The organism is Nitrosomonas sp. (assembly GCF_019635155.1).
Classification (GTDB): Bacteria; Pseudomonadota; Gammaproteobacteria; order Burkholderiales; family Nitrosomonadaceae; genus Nitrosomonas.
Window position 1 is genome coordinate 23,590 of the sequence record NZ_JAHBZY010000018.1, and the last position, 16,229, is coordinate 39,818.

A 16,229-nucleotide genomic window follows, 5' to 3' on the forward strand; every position below is an offset into this window, starting at 1 on the left:
CAATGCGAGCGATTGATCAAAACGGAAGTCGATAAAGTTTATCGGTGAAACGTAAAAGAACCAGATACTGAAATGGTATTTTCGAAATAGTGAGTGGTGCGGGTGAGAACCCATCCTGCCGCGCTATTCTTTAATAAAAAATTCAATTGTTTCAGCAGGAAATATGGGGTCTACATGAGTAAGTGAAAATGATTGTATAACGCTACTTTCAAAAGTTTAGGACAGAAATAAATTATCGAGTTTAGTGACACTTTTAAGCGTGAATGTTTGTTTTGAAGGTAGGTAATCAAAAACCAGTGTATACGTACTGGGGAAGCTAATGTCACTCAACAAGATTGGATCGCCGCGTACAATGTCTTTATTTCGAATAATACTACCGTACGAGATCGCTAGCTGATTACCATTAAAATACGCGATTGCTTCTATCTGTGAAAGACCATAGAAATTTTCCGGATCATGGGTAGTGTTATTTATCACTTCTAGACAGACCTTATCTTTAAAGACCAGGTAACCACCCTTCAGTAACAATTTGTAATGACCATTACCCAAGTCTTGGTCAACTAAAAATCTGCTTTGTGCAGGAGTGCCGGAGGCTATTGAGTCTTCCGTACATTCAAAACCGTCATAGACAATCGATAAGGCATAAGCATTATTGAAGCTTAAAGAAAACAGCAACAAGATAAAAAATTTTTTCACGATTCCCTCCTGTTTGAAAGTCAGCCGGTATTAAGGATTTCGTTGATTATATAGTGTTGACAGTTTTTAGTATGTAGCGGTTGTATTTATGGGCAAAAAGTAGTGGAAGCTATAAATGCATGCACAGCAGAGCTAAAAATAATTGAGAATCTTTAAACAGATTATAAAAGTGCCGCTTCATCTTCAAACAGGAGTTTTACCTTTTCATTCTTATCAATATCAATGGTTACTTTACCGCCATTAACAAGTCGTCCGAATAATAACTCATCGGCTAACGCGCTACGAATTGTATCTTGAATAAGCCGTTCCATTGGGCGAGCGCCCATGAGCGGGTCAAATCCATGTTTTCCAAGATATCTACGTAATTCCTCGGTAAACGTCGCCTCAACTTTTTTCTCATGAAGCTGCGATTCAAGCTGTATCAGGAATTTATCAGTTATTCGAAGGATAATTTCCTGATCGAGCGGTGCGAAGGAGATAATGGCATCCAGCCGATTGCGGAACTCAGGAGTAAATAGTTTCTTTATATCAGCGAGTTCTTCACCAACAGATTTGGTTTTTGTAAATCCGATAGAGGATTTTGTGAGAGATTCCGCGCCGGCATTGGTTGTCATTATGATAATGACATTCCGGAAATCGGCTTTTCTCCCATTGTTATCGGTGAGGGTTCCGTAATCCATGACTTGTAGTAGGATATTAAAAATATCCACATGCGCTTTTTCAATTTCATCGAGTAACAATACCGCGTAGGGATGTTTGATCACGGTTTCCGTTAATAATCCGCCTTGATCGTAGCCAACGTATCCCGGAGGCGCGCCGATCAGACGGGAAACAGCATGCCGTTCCATATATTCAGACATGTCAAAACGATGCAAGTGGATACCAAGTGCATAAGCCAATTGCTTTGCCACTTCGGTTTTTCCAACGCCTGTTGGCCCGGAAAACAGAAAGGAACCAACTGGTTTTTGGGGATTTCCGAGTCCGCTTCGTGCCATTTTTATTGCAGCCGTCAATGCGTCGATTGCACCATCTTGACCGAAGACTATCGCTTTCATATCGCGCCCCAGATTTTTTAATCGGTTACGATCATTTGTGGATATATTTTGCGGCGGTATTCGAGCAATTTTGGCAACGACGTTTTCAATTTCGTTTTTGCCTATTACTTTGCGTTTTTTTGATTTGGGCAATAATCGTTGTGCCGCGCCGGCTTCGTCCAGCACGTCGATCGCTTTGTCAGGTAAGTGCCTGTCATTGATGAATCGCGCCGACAGTTCGGCAGCGGAGACCAAAGCGCTAGCCGTATATTTGACTTTGTGATGTTGTTCGTACCGCGATTTTAAGCCGCGCAGTATCGCAACTGTGTCGTCCACAGTAGGTTCGTTTACTTCTATTTGTTGGAATCGTCTTGATAGCGCATGGTCCTTCTCGAAAATTCCGCGATATTCATTATAAGTTGTTGCACCAATACAGCGCAGTTGTCCGGAGCTTAAAACAGGTTTTAACAAGTTGGACGCATCTAATACGCCTCCGGAAGCTGCACCTGCACCAATCAAAGTGTGAATTTCATCAATAAATAAGATGGCTGCAGGATTATCCGTGAGTTGTTTTAATAATGTTTTTAAGCGTTGCTCAAAATCACCACGGTATTTGGTGCCCGCTAGCAAGGCCCCCATGTCGAGAGCGTATATCTGGTGCTTTAAAAGTAAATCAGGCACATCACCTTCAACGATGCGCTTAGCCAATCCTTCCGCAATGGCGGTTTTACCTACACCAGCTTCACCAACAAGTAATGGGTTGTTTTTTCGGCGCCGGCATAATGTTTGAATAACGCGTTCGATTTCTTTTTCACGCCCGACCAACGGATCAATTTTATTCAGCAAGGCCAAGTGATTAAGATTTATTGTGTAATTCTCGGGCAATCCATTGGTGCTGGATTCATTATCCGTATCGGTTTCATTTCCAGATTTAGCATCGGTTTCGTGTGAGACTTTTCGGATATTATGAGAGATGTAATTTACAACGTCTAAGCGAGTAACACCTCTTTGATGGAGAAAGTAAACGGCATGGGAATCCTTTTCACCAAAAATCGATACTAAAACATTGGCACCCGTGACTTCTTTTTTTCCAGAAGATTGAACATGGAGTATTGCTCGCTGAATGACACGCTGAAATCCTAAAGTTGGCTGGGTATCAACTTCCTCTGTGCCATTAATCACGGGGGTGTGCCGTGTGATATGGTCTAAAAGGACTGATCGCAGGTCTTCAATATCGACCAAACAAGCATTCAGAACCTCGGCTGCGCTCGCATTGTCGATCATGGCCAGTAGCAGATGTTCAACCGTGATGAATTCATAACGTTTTTGTCGTGATTCCACGAATGCCATGTGCAGGCTGACTTCCAAATCTGGAGCAATCATTTTAATTTTCCTCCATCACACACCTGAGCGGGTGCTGATTCTTTCTTGCATAGTCAATAACTTGCCTTACTTTCGTGTTCGCGATATCACTAGGGTATATTCCGCACACCCCCACTCCTTCGGTATGTACTGTTAGCATTATTCGTGTAGCCTGCTCATGATTCATGGAAAAAAACATTTCTAGCACTTCTATCACAAACTCCATGGGTGTGAAATCGTCATTCAATAATAATATCTTATATAGAGGAGGCGGTTTTTGTTTTACCTTCTCCTGTACATGGGAAAACACTTCTAAATGATTGTCAGACATTGCGGCTTACCAGCTTTTGAGAAACATTCAAGCACAGAAATTAACCCTCATCTTTGACATCTTTGACGATTACGACAAAATTTTCAAGTATCTTAAGACAATTACATATTCGTTGACCATAAAAATTTTGTAACCGCTTGACTTTAACGCTGGATTTGCGTAAAACTGCATTTGGCGTTTGATTTCGAGTTTCTTGAGATGTTATTTTTGTTCCTCAGGATTCAAAAAATTCAAATAGTGTTAGGGTTTCCGGCCCAGTTTTTATATAGGAAGTAGAAATGGCAACAGGTACAGTTAAATGGTTCAACGATTCCAAAGGTTTTGGTTTTATTACTCCGGATGATGGCAGTGAAGATTTATTTGCGCACTTCTCGGCAATTAATATGTCTGGATTTAAAACTCTTAAAGAAGGTCAGAAAGTAAGTTTTGATGTCACTCAAGGACCGAAAGGGAAGCAAGCCTCTAATATCCAATCCACTTAACTACTATAAATTCTGGCAGAAGAACCCCTATTGATAGTTTATTAATAGAGATTAGTTGGATCGCCGGTAAGTTAATAATAATTATAACAATCCAAATTAAGTATTTTTCCATCGCCCCCTTTCTTAGAAGAGTTAGGGGCTTTATTTATTTGATGCGATTTTCTTTCGCAAAATTAAAATTCTGATTGCTGGTTAGTTGAATAGTCTATAGAGTCAGGTTTTCAATTAGCGCATTACCAAACGCCGAGCACGAAACTTCTTTGGAGTCTGGCATCTGGCGCGCAAAGTCATAAGTAACGATTCTGTGTTGTATCGTTTTTTCCATTCCCTTAATGATCATATCCGCCGCTTCTATCCAACCCATATGACGCAACATCATTTCAGCTGATAATATGATGGAGCCGGGGTTCACCTGATCTTTGCCTGCGTATTTGGGGGCGGTTCCGTGCGTTGCCTCAAAAATGGCAATTGAATCACTCAGATTGGCGCCCGGTGCAATTCCGATTCCGCCCACTTGCGCAGCAAGAGCATCCGAAATGTAGTCGCCGTTCAGATTCAAAGTGGCGATCACATCATATTCTTCAGGGCGTAACAAGATTTGCTGCAAGAAAGCATCCGCAATTACATCTTTAATAATAATGTGTTGTCCATTTTGCGATGGCAATTTCATCCAGGGGCCCCCATCCAGTAACTCAGCGCCGAATTCCTTAGCAGCCAGAGCGTACCCCCATTTTTTAAAGGCACCCTCGGTAAATTTCATAATATTACCTTTATGCACCAAAGTTACCGATTTGCGGTTGTTGGCTATTGCATACTGAATGGCTCTTCGTACGAGGCGTTCCGTGCCTTCTTTCGAAACCGGTTTAATGCCGATGCCAGCAGTTTGTGGGAAACGAATACTCGTTACTCCCATATCATTAATCAGAAAATCGATAACTTTCTTGGCGCTCTCGGTTTCAGCCTCCCATTCGATACCAGCATAGATATCCTCGGAGTTTTCTCGGAAAATAACCATGTCCGTTTTCTCCGGGCTTTTGACAGGACTCGGTACTCCGTTAAAATAACGGACGGGCCGCAGGCATATATACAAATCCAGCAGTTGACGAAGAGCAACATTAATCGAGCGAATGCCACCACCGACCGGTGTCGTTAAAGGGCCTTTAATTGAAACGACGAATTCCTTGGCGGCTTGCAATGTTTCTTCCGGAAGCCACACATCTTGACCATAGATTCTCGTAGATTTTTCACCTGCATAAATTTCCATCCAGGAGATTTTTCGTTGCCCCCTGTAGGCCTTTTCGACTGCTGAATCAACGACCTTCCTCATTACCGGAGTGATATCGATGCCAATACCATCACCTTCGATAAAAGGAATGATGGGATTATCGGGAACAGTTAATGAATTATCGGTATTAACCTGAATTTTTTTTCCTTCTGCAGGTATTTTTATATGTTGATACATGGTGTCTCCAATTTTTGGAAGCGAGTCGAAATTAATAAATTTTCCAAAGAAGAAAATACTGAAAAATGATTAAAATCATAAGACGGAATTTTTTAATTCCATTTTCATTTCTATTTTCTGATTATTATACGTGTAATCGCAATATAGCGTAAGATAAGAAGGAATTTCCGCATGGGTTGGTTTTTTGTGGATAACTGATTGATTACCAAAAATATAATTGATTATTTTGCTGTTGTTACCAATGACACTATTTCATGATAGGTGATTCTTGGAAGATTTGCCAATCCACATCTTGCTGATCGCATTGATGCTTCTGTTGATTTTGTCAGGCTTCTTTTCCTTATCTGAAACCAGTATGATGGCGATTAACCGCTATCGTTTGAAGCATCTCGCTAAGCAAGGCCATCGTGGCGCCCGGTTAACGATAAAATTACTCAATAACACGGATCGATTACTGGGTGTTATTTTATTGGGCAATAATTTGCTGAATACCGCTTCTGCAACCCTGGTGGCCGTTATTGTCGCTACGCTGTTTACGCATGATGATTTTGCGTTACTTATGGGAACGATTGCAGTGACATTTGCGATCTTGGTCTTTAGCGAAATCACCCCGAAAGTGATCGCTGCCGCCTATCCGGAAAGGATCGCATTAACAGCCAGCTATATCTTGACCCCGTTATTGACGATCTGCTATCCCATCGTATGGTTTGTCAATTTATTTGTTAGCGGTTTGTTGCTGCTGTTCCGACTAAAGCCTCAGAAAGGCGAGCTCGAGCAGAAAATTAGCACAGAGGAGCTTAAGACGCTGGTTCTGGAAGGCGGTCACTTCATTCAACATAAACATCAAAGCATGTTGTTGAACCTGTTTGATCTTGACACCATCACCGTTGATGATGTCATCGTACCTCGCGGTCAAATTGAAGCCATTGATTTGAGCGCGGATGATGATGTTATTCATGCACAGTTATTGACTTGTCACCATACCCGCTTACCGGTGTATCGGGAACGGATGGACAATATTGTCGGTATTGTTCATGTCCGTAAGGTTTTAAATCAGATGCAGGATGGCAAGGTCACGGCGGCAGTTTTGGAGAAAGTCATGCGCAAGCCTTATTTTATCCCATCAGGTACCTCATTGTTTGCACAGCTGCAGCTATTTCAGGAAAACCAAAAAAGAGTCGGACTGGTCGTCGACGAATACGGGGAATGGATGGGATTGGTCACACTTGAAGACATTATCGAAGAGATCATCGGGGAATTTACGACGCATGCGCCCACTCAAGCAAATACTTTTATAAAACAAGAAGACGGTAGCCTTATCGTCGAGGGCAGCACTTTGCTGAGAGAATTGAATCGCAAACTTGGTTTTCAGTTTCCACTGGATGGACCAAAGACTTTGAATGGTTTAATCCTGGAGTATCTTGAAGATATTCCGGAAGCAGGAATCGGCTTAAATATTGCCGGTTATCCGTTGGAGATCATTCAAATCAAGAATCGCGTGGTAAAAACTGTTAAAATCTTTCCTGTTATTGCATCCATAGCATCAGAAACCGCGGAAGATACTGATTGACCGTCTGTGCAAACGATTTGTCGCACGCGGGAAGGCGTTTCGTTTATCCGCTTATGCGGTTCATTTGCTTCGAATCTTATTGTGCAAGGCGGAATTAATCAGTATTCCTCAGAGGTTTCTGAGTAAACCGGTCAGAAAGTTGAACGATGTGCGTTATATGTATTTTGCATTGTCTACATATCCGGCAATCCAGGTTGGACGAGAATATTAAAAGCGGTTATTCTGTCGCCCGGTAAATAACAGTCGTAGTCTGTTCACCAAAGCGCCCATAGCTCAGCTGGATAGAGTACCGCCCTCCGAAGGCGGGGGTCGCACGTTCGAATCGTGTTGGGCGCGCCAAAAATATAAAGCCATCGGAATCTGATAAAAATACACAAATTGGGATGTTTACCGGAATTATTCAAGCTGTTGGGGAAATAACGAGCGTTAATTCAATAGAGACCTGGAGCAACGCCGGATTAACACTCGATATTTCGGTTGGGACGCTTGATTTGAGTGATGTCAGACCAGGCGATAGCATTGCAGTCAATGGTGTTTGTTTGACCGTGACGACCCAGTCTTCGTGCGCGTTTACGGCCGATGTCTCTCAAGAAACTCTAAACTGCACGCAAGGCCTTGATCAAGCCGGTTCACGAGTTAACTTGGAAAAGGCGCTACGCTTATCCGACCGCTTGGGCGGGCATCTGGTGAGCGGACATGTTGACGCGATCGGCGTAGTGACGAGCTTTATGCCCGTCGGAGAAAGTTTCGAGTTGATTATCCAAGCACCATCGCCGTTATTGCGTTACATTACACAGAAAGGCTCGATAACCGTGAATGGTGTCAGCTTGACGGTGAATAACGTGAACGGCAATGAATTTTCCGTGAATCTCATACCGCATACGATCGCTATGACTAATTTAAAAGCGTTAAAACCGGGTGTACAGGTAAACTTGGAAACGGATATGCTGGCTCGTTATGTGGCAAGATTGCTAAACGTTTAGGTTAATCGGGGTAAGAAAGCATGAGCATCAGCGCTATCCAGGATATTATTGCCGATTTGAAACAAGGCAAGATGGTTATTCTGGTCGATGAAGAAGACCGTGAGAATGAAGGGGATCTGGTTCTTGCCGCCGATTTTGTTACACCGGAAGCCATTAATTTCATGGCGACCCATGGGCGCGGCTTGATTTGTTTGACATTAACCGAAGAACGTTGCCATCAATTGGATTTACCCTTGATGGTATCAACCAACCGGTCACCGCTAGGTACCAATTTCACGCTTTCAATCGAAGCGGCCAGCGGTGTCACGACGGGTATCTCGGCGGCTGACCGTGCGCGTACCGTTCAAGCCGCCGTCAAAGCGGATGCAAAACCGCAAGATATCGTACAGCCGGGGCATATTTTTCCGTTGATGGCGCAGAAAGGCGGTGTATTGGTGCGTGCCGGACATACAGAAGCTGGCTGTGATTTGCCGAGAATGGCGGGATTAACCGCCGCTTCGGTAATTTGCGAAATTCTAAAAGAGGACGGTAGCATGGCGCGGCTGCCGGATCTGATCGAATTTGCAAAAAAACATGAATTGAAAATCGGCGCTATTGCGGATCTGATTCAGTATCGCAGTCAAACGGAAAGTCTCGTGACTCGTGTTGCCGAACGCGTGATTCAAACATTGCATGGCGAGTTTTTGTTAACCGCGTACCGTGATGAAATTGCAAATACAGTGCATCTGGCCTTGGTCAAGGGGGAAATAAATCCGGCCACCGAAACCTTGGTGCGGGTGCACGAACCGTTATCGGTCATTGATTTATTGGATATTCATGATAACACCCATTCCTGGAGCATCCATGATGCCATGAAGCTGATCGCCGAAGCGGGACAAGGGGTTATTGTGCTACTGCATCGTAAGGAAAGCGCTTCTAAACTGCTGGAACGCGTTCAGAAGAAGGAACCTCATGAGCACAATCCGATTAAAGCCGATTTGCGCGATCATGGCATTGGCGCGCAGATACTGAAAGATCTCAATGTCGGTAAAATGCGATTGATGGCCGCGCCCAGGAAAATGCCGAGTGTCGCCGGGTTTGGTTTGGAAGTGACCAGTTATGAAAACACGCATCAAGAACGGTGATCCGTGAATCCGGATTAATTCAAATACCAGTAAATAAGAAAAGATCTACAGGAGCCGAGTATGGCCTATTTTGACAATATAGTTGAATTTGAACCGAATTTGGACGGATCGGATATACGCATCGGCATTGTCATGAGCCGGTTTAATATTGATATCGGTGAAGGATTGCTCAGCGCTTGCACTGCGGAGTTGAAGAAGAATCAAGTACAGGATTCGAATATTCTGATTGTTACCGTTCCCGGCGCTTTGGAAATTCCGCTGGCGATAAAAAGAATGGCGATGTCCGATCAATTTGATGCGCTGATCGCTTTAGGCGCCGTGATTCGTGGCGATACCTATCATTTTGAAGTGGTTGCCAATGATTCGACGCGTGGTTTGCTGATGGTGCAACTTGAAACCGAGATACCCATCGCCAACGGTATTTTAACCACGGACAATGAAGATCAAGCGATTGCGCGAATGAGTGTCAAAGGAATGGAAGCGGCGCAGGTTGCCTTGGAAATGGCAAATTTGCATTTTAAAATAGATGAAATCGGTATGTGAATGGCATGTTAAGTGAGATTGATCAAACCGCTGGCAATAAAACGGAAAAATACAAAAGCCGTCGCCGCATTGCGCGCGAATTCGTGTTGCAAGGTCTCTATCAATGGCGAGTTGCCGGTGGAGGAGCGGATTTCATCGAGCAGCAACTGCGCGAATCCGAAGAATTCAAGCACGTCGATACGAAACATTTCACTCAGGTACTGCAGGGCGTGATAGTTCATGCAACAGAATTGGAAGAAGCTATTCAACCGTGCTTGGATCGTCCTGTCAAAGACCTTAGTCCCGTCGAATTTGCGATCTTGTTACTGAGTACTTATGAACTCATGCATTTTCCGGAAATTCCATACCGCGCCATCATTAACGAAGCCATCGAACTCGCCAGGACGTTTGGAGGCAGCGAAGGCCATAAATATGTCAACGGCGTGTTGGATAAGCTGGCTGTGCGGTTCCGCGAAGTTGAAGTCCGGGAGCAAAAAACGGTAAGGAAACATCCGTAGCGGTCTTTGCATCGTGTGCTCGGAATTCGATCTCATTCATCGCTATTTCAAGAAATCGCATACCGATGCCATTCTTGGAATAGGCGACGATGCCGCGCTCATTGCCAACACACCGGGTTGTGAACTGGCACTATCAACCGATACCTTGGTGAGCGGACGGCATTTTTTTGCGGATACCGATCCCTATCAGCTCGGCTATAAATCATTAGCAGTTAATCTGTCCGATATGGCGGCCATGGGCGCCAAACCGCGTTGGGCGATGCTGTCGCTGACACTGCCGGAAGACTTGGCGAAACACCCAAGTTGGCTGGCAAAATTCAGCGAAGGTTTTTTTGTATTGGCTGACAAGTATCGGGTGCAATTGATCGGCGGCGACACGACTGCCGGTCCCTTGGCTATTTGCGTGCAAATAATCGGCGACGTATCGGCGGGGCAAGCGTTGCGCCGCAGCGGCGCGAAACCGGGCGATGACATCTGGGTATCCGGCCAGATTGGCAGCGCTGCATTGGCGCTTCAACATGAATGCCGGCAAATAATCTTGGAATCGGACGAATTCACGCAATGCCTACCCGCGTTGTTAGCGCCCGTTGCACGGGTCGAACTGGGACAGCATTTGATTGGCTTGGCGCACAGCGCCATCGATATTTCCGATGGCTTGCTGGCGGACTTGGGACATATTCTCGCAAATTCCGGCCAAGCCGCTTGCATCAATATGGATGCGCTGCCATGCGCGCCCGCATTGAAAAAACGATTGCAGCAACCGATTGCATTGCAATGTTTACTGGCCGGCGGTGACGATTACGAATTATGTTTTACAGCGCCTGGAAGCCGGCGTGAGGCGATCGATCGGCTTGCCGTAGCGTTGCAGCTGCCGCTGACCCGCATCGGTGAGATCGTCAATGGCACAGGGTTGACCGTCAAAGATGCGCAAGGAAACCCAATCACAATGGAAATCAAAGGTTATGACCACTTCCGCACCTGAGTCTGAAAATACAGTCAATACGCAACCCGCGCCATTCAAACCCGATCTGGAGTTAGTACTCAGCCATCCGGCCTACTTCATTGCCTTTTCCGGCGGCGCAGGCCTTGCGCCGGTAGCGCCCGGTACGATCGGTACGCTGGTCGCATTTCCGCTCTACTGGCTATGCAATCTCTACCTGGCGCCATTGGGTTTTCTGATATTGATCGACGTGCTGTTCATTGTCGGCATCTGGGCCTGCGGTCTCAGCGGCAAAGCATTGGGTGAGCCGGACCATAGCGGCATGGTCTGGGATGAAACCGTCGCATTTCTGCTGGTGCTGTTCTTCATCCCAAATGAATGGGCCTGGCAATTGGCGGCGTTTGCGCTGTTCCGCTTCTTCGATATCGCCAAACCGCAACCGATCCGCTATTGCGATAACCGCTTCAAAGGCGGATTCGGCGTAATGTTCGACGACCTGGTAGCCGCTTTCTTCACTCTACTATGCTTGGCAGGATGGAAAGCATGGGTGTTGTCCGGTGTATTGTTTTAGTATGACTGGTATCTTGCTGGTTCTTTTCTTGAGCCGAATAGTTTAGAGCAACCATTTTCCCGTTTTTTTGAAGTGTGATTACTATGCTGCCAATGAATACCAAACTACCGTAATTACCACCGCCCCAATCAAATTCAGCGCCAATCCTTCCCGCACCATTTGCGCGATGGTGACGTGACCGCTGCCAAACACGATGGCGTTCGGTGCGGTGGCGACGGGGAGCATGAAGGCGCAGCTTGCACTCATCGCGGCGGGCACCATTAATAAGCTGGGATCGAGGCCGGCGCCGAGTGCGGCGGAGGCGAGGATCGGCATCAGCAGGATGGTGGTGGCGGTGTTGCTGGTGGCTTCCGTTAGAAATGTAACCATTAAAGCAATGGTGGCGATCATCACCAGCGGGTGCAGGTTTGCGAGCATGGTTAAATGACCGCCGATGGCATGCGACAAGCCGGATTCGATAAATGCTTGGGCGATGGCGATACCGGCTGCGAACAGGATGAGAATGCCCCAAGGTACGCGTTCGGCGGTTTGCCAGTCGATTAATTTGCCGCCGCGTCCGTTTGGCACCAGAAACAGAATGACCACGGCGGTCAGCGCGACAGCTGCATCGTTTGCGCCTTTGAGACCGAACCAGGTGCTCCAGCCGCCGAACGGTTCCAGGCGGGTGACCCAGGCCAGCGCGGTCAATCCGAATACAATCAACATACGGCGTTCTTCCGGGCGCCAATCGCCTGCGGGTGGGATCGTCAATTCACCCCGGTAATCCAGTTTGCGTGTCAGCCATAATCCGGCAATCGGCAAGAAAATCAGCACCACCGGCAGTCCCCAGCTCATCCATTGCGAGAAACTCACTGCGCTGCCGGTGAAGCTTTCGTACTGCTGCATGAATACCAAATTCGGCGGTGTGCCGATCGGTGTACCCAGGCCGCCGATGCTGCTGCCGTACGCAATCGCCAGTAGCAGCGGCAGCGCCAGTTTTTTGTCGGGACTTTGCGTGATCACCGCCAGAGCAATCGGCAGCATCATCAACACCGTCGCAGTATTCGATATCCACATGCTCAGTGCCGCTGCCGCTGCCATAAAACCCAGCACGATGCGGCGGCTGCTGGTGCCGCCGATAACATTGACCATGCCGAGCGCAATGCGCCGGTGTGCGCCGGATCGTTCCATTGCTGCCGATAACATGAAACCACCGAGCATCAGCAAGATCAATTCGTTGCCGTACGCGGATGCAATCTTATCTTGCGGCAAAACGCCAACCAACGGAAATACCGCCAGCGGAATGATCGACGTCGCCGGAATTGGAATCGGCTCAAAAATCCACCACACCACGCATAAAATTGCGATTGCACCGGTCCAGCAAGCCGGCGATTCCCAGCCGGACTGGCTCATGGTGAAATATAGCGCGATTGCCAGCAGCGGACCGGCGATCAAAGCCCATTCGCGATTGGAGATTGTAATCATAAGTTTTGAGGGAGGAGCAGTAAGCGATGACAGATGTTACCAGGGTTGCATCATGCCGTTGCCGTTCGGCGTCTTTGCGCGAATCCATACGCGGGTACTGGTTGCAGTGGTATGTTCGGTAATCGGACCAGTCCAGGAGGAGCGTAGCTTACTCATTGCATGAATCCTTTTTCTGTGTGCTTAGGGAAACACCGGTGAATTGTCTGCGCAAGCGACTTGCTGCGTTGGGTGATGCTCAAGAAATCGCCTGTTTTTCGAGAGACTTCGTGTCTTGTGCTTCATTCGCCTTGGATTGTATCTTGTTTGGCAAATTAATCAGCACTTACTGGCGATTTGCCCATTGGCGAGCCAGTGAGCGCATTCCGGTCCCAACTCATGGATTGCCCGTGCTTCATATTCGGCGGCTTCCGCCGCGGTCAGAGTTTCTTTCCAGCGGCCATTGGTGCCTTTATTGATAAAGGTTTGAGCGCCACCATCCCAGAACGCGCCTCCAAGCGGCACGGATTTACTGGCATGCTGTTTCATCCAATCAAACGAACAGTATTCCAGAATATGAAGCCAGCGTGTCTCATCGATCGGGATTTCTAAGAAGTTGGCGATGCGCCGCATTTCACCGGGCATGTCGCGCTTTAAATCGTTGAAATGTATCAGCAATAAATTCGGTAGTGAGCGTATCTGCCACCAGGAACGGATATTTTCCCAGAACGACCAAAACGGGTAGCCGTCTTTATCGATCCAATCGTGCCAATAGTCGCGAATATCCGCAGGCGGCGGTAGCAATGGCGGACCGATCCGTCCGGGAGTGTCGTTCAACGCTGCGTAAAATGCCGCATTGCCGTTCACATGGTGATTGTACATACTCCACAATACATCGCGGCCGTCGCGGCCAATATAGATATACTTGGCTTTGGGAGAATATACCAATGTATCCACCGGGAGATGTGTTTTCAGTATCCGGCGATGGGTTTGTTCTTCGACCTGCGGCAATTTTATTGCCTTGGGCGGTACGCGCAAATCCAACCAAGGAGACATTTCCGCGACTTCGAGTTCGGGGTCGCCGTTAAACAGAAGTTGCGCGACGATTTGCTGTACCCAGGTAGTACCCGATTTGGCGTACGTTGCGATGATGATATCGTTGCCGCGAAATTGGAAATCGTTCCAGATCGTCGAATCAAAGTGATGACTGTGCAGTTCTCTGCTTTTTATCGGCCAGACGGTGGTCATAGGTTCATTCTTCCTGTATGTTTTTCTTCCCGGAATTTTCAGCGTGATGCGATCAATAAACACATGCATCATACAGCAGTGCTTATGATTTTTTGAACAATCATCGTGTTACTCGGCGCATTCGATCAAATATGCTTAAAATGCCGCTGGAAGCTAATCCGGGTTTGTCGTGATTCATAAGTATTTGTATTATTGATAATAGTTAAACAAGAGTAAATGATTGCAATAATCACGGATGGTCTTTGTTTGCCGCTGCTGACCGAGTCTATCGATATGCAACACACTCATGCGGGCAGAAAATGCTTTGTAGATAAGGCAAAATGTGCTATTTATTAACGATTATGTAATAAAAATTTTGTTTTAGAATACATGGCATGAACGATTATTTATGCGGATAATTTTTTATGCTTGCTGTGCTCTCGATCGCATCGAACGAGAATGACCAATAAAAAAGTGGGAAACAATAAAAAGCATCACGCAAAGCCCATCGTCATATCCAGGATTGCACGCCGTATGCGGCTTGCATTTGTTGGCTTGTCGCGAGCCGCTGGGTTTCCATTTTTTGATAAATATTCAAGAGGTACTATCTTATGTTCTTTTTAAACCGCGTAATGACAAAAGGACTTCTCGCCGCCGCAGTTTCATTGCTATCTTTATTTTTATTAAATCCGGTACAGGCAAATCCCCGTTATTCCTCAATTGTAATTGATGCCGATACCGGCGCCGTATTGCATCAAGACAGTGCGGATGCGGTTCGCTATCCGGCTTCCCTGACTAAAATGATGACGTTGTATATGCTCTTCGAAGCGATGGAGCAGCGCAAAATGACACTCGATACGCCGATGAAAGTATCGGTGCACGCCGCTTCCATGCCGCAGACCAACGTGGCTTTGCGCACTGGCGATCAGATCAAGGTGCGCGACGCGATTCCCGCATTAATCGTTCGCTCCGCCAACGATGTGGCGGCTGTAGTAGCCGAAGCATTGGGTGGCAGCGAAGCCAATTTCGGGCGCATGATGACCGATAAAGCGCGCCAGCTGGGGATGCGCTCGACCACCTTCCGTAATGCTTCCGGTTTACCCAATGGCGAGCAAAAAACTACGGCCCGGGATATGGTGACCTTGTCGACACGGCTGATGAAGGATTTTCCCAAGTACTATCATTATTTTTCTACACAGTCATTTAGCTATAAAGGCGTGACATACAACAGCCATAATCGCATGGTACGGAATGTTCCCGGTGTGGACGGATTGAAAACCGGCTTTATCCGCGCTTCCGGGTTTAATGTGGCTACATCCGCCAAACGCGGCAATCGCCGCGTTGTTGCGGTGGTGATGGGAGGTCATACCGCAGCTGCGCGCGATCAGCATATGGCGCAGTTGATCGACCGTAGTTTGAATCAGGGTAGTCGCGCAATCCAAGTGGCAAATAATAGCAAGAATACTCGTGCAGCAGTGGTGTCCCCTGTGAAAGTAAATGCACCGACCCCTACCTTGAAGCCCTACCCGGAGCAGCAAAAAATGGCTGAACCTGTTGTGACACAACGTAGCAGTACGGCAGTTACGCGAGCGCAACCGACGCAGCCGCATCCGCAACCGCGGAAAGTTGAACAGCGAACAAATGAAGGTTGGGCCGTACAGATCGGCTCCTACCATGAACCCGACCGGGCGCGTGCCAATGCGCAAGCTGCGGCTCGCTTGATACCCGGCGAAGTGGCGGTTACCGAAGTGGAAATCAGTAATCGCAAGCTATACCGGGCGCGATTGGTAGGGCTACAGGAAAATCAAGCACGCAGCGCCTGCCAAAGCTTAACCCGACAAGGGTTTGGATGTCTGGTGGTGCGTTCATAAAACTGATTTCAACAAGCTTTTATCTGATTGCGCGAGTGGCGTATTGAGACATCCGCCAATGCGCCATGGTGTTTTATTTTTGAATTTGTGATACTG

General features: G+C 46.9%; 15 protein-coding genes and 1 tRNA gene. 10 read left to right on the plus strand and 6 right to left on the minus strand.

What is annotated here, in order from left to right; genetic code table 11:
* Positions 1 to 216: 216 nt before the first annotated feature.
* From KF839_RS11985 to clpS, 3 genes are all read right to left on the minus strand, one after another.
* Complete coding sequence (locus KF839_RS11985; protein WP_292918082.1) at positions 217 to 696, minus strand: hypothetical protein; 480 nt, start codon at positions 694 to 696, stop codon at positions 217 to 219.
* A 161-nt stretch (positions 697 to 857) separates the two neighbouring features.
* The gene (gene clpA / locus KF839_RS11990; RefSeq protein WP_292918083.1) at positions 858 to 3,113 is read right to left on the minus strand and encodes an ATP-dependent Clp protease ATP-binding subunit ClpA; all 2,256 of its coding nucleotides are present in this window, start codon (positions 3,111 to 3,113) and stop codon (positions 858 to 860) included.
* A gap of 1 nt (position 3,114) precedes the next feature.
* The gene (gene clpS, locus KF839_RS11995; protein WP_292918084.1) at positions 3,115 to 3,423 is read right to left on the minus strand and encodes an ATP-dependent Clp protease adapter ClpS; all 309 of its coding nucleotides are present in this window, start codon (positions 3,421 to 3,423) and stop codon (positions 3,115 to 3,117) included.
* Positions 3,424 to 3,701: 278 nt separating this feature from the next.
* Here clpS and KF839_RS12000 point away from each other — a divergent pair, with 278 nt between their 5' ends.
* The gene (locus KF839_RS12000) at positions 3,702 to 3,905 is read left to right on the plus strand and encodes a cold-shock protein (RefSeq protein WP_108698144.1); all 204 of its coding nucleotides are present in this window, start codon (positions 3,702 to 3,704) and stop codon (positions 3,903 to 3,905) included.
* A gap of 205 nt (positions 3,906 to 4,110) precedes the next feature.
* On the opposite strand, the gene icd is transcribed toward KF839_RS12000, so the two are convergent.
* Positions 4,111 to 5,367 carry an NADP-dependent isocitrate dehydrogenase gene (icd, locus tag KF839_RS12005; RefSeq protein WP_292918085.1) on the minus strand — a complete coding sequence of 419 codons (1,257 nt, stop codon included), beginning with the start codon at positions 5,365 to 5,367 and terminating at the stop codon, positions 4,111 to 4,113.
* A 277-nt stretch (positions 5,368 to 5,644) separates the two neighbouring features.
* Between icd and KF839_RS12010 the strand changes: the two genes are divergently transcribed.
* The 8 genes from KF839_RS12010 to KF839_RS12045 all read left to right on the plus strand — a co-directional run bounded on the left by KF839_RS12010 (position 5,645) and on the right by KF839_RS12045 (position 11,595).
* Positions 5,645 to 6,937 (plus strand): HlyC/CorC family transporter, encoded by a 1,293-nt coding sequence (locus KF839_RS12010; RefSeq protein WP_292918118.1) that lies wholly within the window; start codon positions 5,645 to 5,647, stop codon positions 6,935 to 6,937.
* Between the two features lie 262 nt (positions 6,938 to 7,199).
* Positions 7,200 to 7,276: transfer RNA gene (locus KF839_RS12015), tRNA-Arg, on the plus strand.
* Between the two features lie 44 nt (positions 7,277 to 7,320).
* Entirely contained in the window at positions 7,321 to 7,920 is a 600-nt protein-coding gene (locus tag KF839_RS12020) for a riboflavin synthase (protein ID WP_292918086.1), read from the plus strand.
* A gap of 20 nt (positions 7,921 to 7,940) precedes the next feature.
* Complete coding sequence (gene ribBA, locus KF839_RS12025; RefSeq protein ID WP_292918087.1) at positions 7,941 to 9,044, plus strand: bifunctional 3,4-dihydroxy-2-butanone-4-phosphate synthase/GTP cyclohydrolase II; 1,104 nt, start codon at positions 7,941 to 7,943, stop codon at positions 9,042 to 9,044.
* 60 nt (positions 9,045 to 9,104) lie between these two features.
* Positions 9,105 to 9,587, plus strand: coding sequence for a 6,7-dimethyl-8-ribityllumazine synthase (ribH, locus tag KF839_RS12030; RefSeq protein WP_292918088.1), 483 nt, complete (start codon positions 9,105 to 9,107; stop codon positions 9,585 to 9,587).
* 5 nt (positions 9,588 to 9,592) lie between these two features.
* The gene (gene nusB / locus KF839_RS12035; protein WP_292918089.1) at positions 9,593 to 10,084 is read left to right on the plus strand and encodes a transcription antitermination factor NusB; all 492 of its coding nucleotides are present in this window, start codon (positions 9,593 to 9,595) and stop codon (positions 10,082 to 10,084) included.
* A gap of 13 nt (positions 10,085 to 10,097) precedes the next feature.
* A complete protein-coding gene (gene thiL / locus KF839_RS12040; RefSeq protein ID WP_292918090.1) occupies positions 10,098 to 11,066 on the plus strand; it encodes a thiamine-phosphate kinase in 969 nt (322 codons plus the stop codon).
* A complete protein-coding gene (locus tag KF839_RS12045; RefSeq protein ID WP_292918091.1) occupies positions 11,047 to 11,595 on the plus strand; it encodes a phosphatidylglycerophosphatase A family protein in 549 nt (182 codons plus the stop codon). Before thiL ends, KF839_RS12045 begins: the two co-directional genes overlap by 20 nt.
* A gap of 81 nt (positions 11,596 to 11,676) precedes the next feature.
* On the opposite strand, the gene KF839_RS12050 is transcribed toward KF839_RS12045, so the two are convergent.
* Together KF839_RS12050 and KF839_RS12055 are read right to left on the minus strand one after the other, a co-directional pair.
* Complete coding sequence (locus KF839_RS12050) at positions 11,677 to 13,059, minus strand: SLC13 family permease (protein ID WP_292918092.1); 1,383 nt, start codon at positions 13,057 to 13,059, stop codon at positions 11,677 to 11,679.
* A 315-nt stretch (positions 13,060 to 13,374) separates the two neighbouring features.
* Complete coding sequence (locus KF839_RS12055; protein ID WP_292918093.1) at positions 13,375 to 14,283, minus strand: sulfotransferase domain-containing protein; 909 nt, start codon at positions 14,281 to 14,283, stop codon at positions 13,375 to 13,377.
* Positions 14,284 to 14,894: 611 nt separating this feature from the next.
* On the opposite strand from KF839_RS12055, the gene KF839_RS12060 reads away from it, so the two are divergent.
* Complete coding sequence (locus tag KF839_RS12060) at positions 14,895 to 16,133, plus strand: D-alanyl-D-alanine carboxypeptidase family protein (protein ID WP_292918094.1); 1,239 nt, start codon at positions 14,895 to 14,897, stop codon at positions 16,131 to 16,133.
* Positions 16,134 to 16,229: the final 96 nt, after the last annotated feature.

What these genes read in the sequence shown, in the direction of transcription:
- nusB (WP_292918089.1), top strand. Translation starts at nt 9,593, where the DNA reads ATGTTAAGTGAGATTGATCAAACCGCTGGCAATAAAACGGAAAAATAC.
- KF839_RS12060 (WP_292918094.1), top strand. Translation starts at nt 14,895, where the DNA reads ATGACAAAAGGACTTCTCGCCGCCGCAGTTTCATTGCTATCTTTATTT.
- KF839_RS12020 (WP_292918086.1), top strand. Translation starts at nt 7,321, where the DNA reads ATGTTTACCGGAATTATTCAAGCTGTTGGGGAAATAACGAGCGTTAAT.
- KF839_RS12055 (WP_292918093.1), bottom strand. Translation starts at nt 14,283, where the DNA reads ATGACCACCGTCTGGCCGATAAAAAGCAGAGAACTGCACAGTCATCAC.
- KF839_RS12045 (WP_292918091.1), top strand. Translation starts at nt 11,047, where the DNA reads ATGACCACTTCCGCACCTGAGTCTGAAAATACAGTCAATACGCAACCC.
- clpA (WP_292918083.1), bottom strand. Translation starts at nt 3,113, where the DNA reads ATGATTGCTCCAGATTTGGAAGTCAGCCTGCACATGGCATTCGTGGAA.
- clpS (WP_292918084.1), bottom strand. Translation starts at nt 3,423, where the DNA reads ATGTCTGACAATCATTTAGAAGTGTTTTCCCATGTACAGGAGAAGGTA.
- icd (WP_292918085.1), bottom strand. Translation starts at nt 5,367, where the DNA reads ATGTATCAACATATAAAAATACCTGCAGAAGGAAAAAAAATTCAGGTT.
- KF839_RS12000 (WP_108698144.1), top strand. Translation starts at nt 3,702, where the DNA reads ATGGCAACAGGTACAGTTAAATGGTTCAACGATTCCAAAGGTTTTGGT.
- ribH (WP_292918088.1), top strand. Translation starts at nt 9,105, where the DNA reads ATGGCCTATTTTGACAATATAGTTGAATTTGAACCGAATTTGGACGGA.
- KF839_RS12050 (WP_292918092.1), bottom strand. Translation starts at nt 13,059, where the DNA reads ATGATTACAATCTCCAATCGCGAATGGGCTTTGATCGCCGGTCCGCTG.
- ribBA (WP_292918087.1), top strand. Translation starts at nt 7,941, where the DNA reads ATGAGCATCAGCGCTATCCAGGATATTATTGCCGATTTGAAACAAGGC.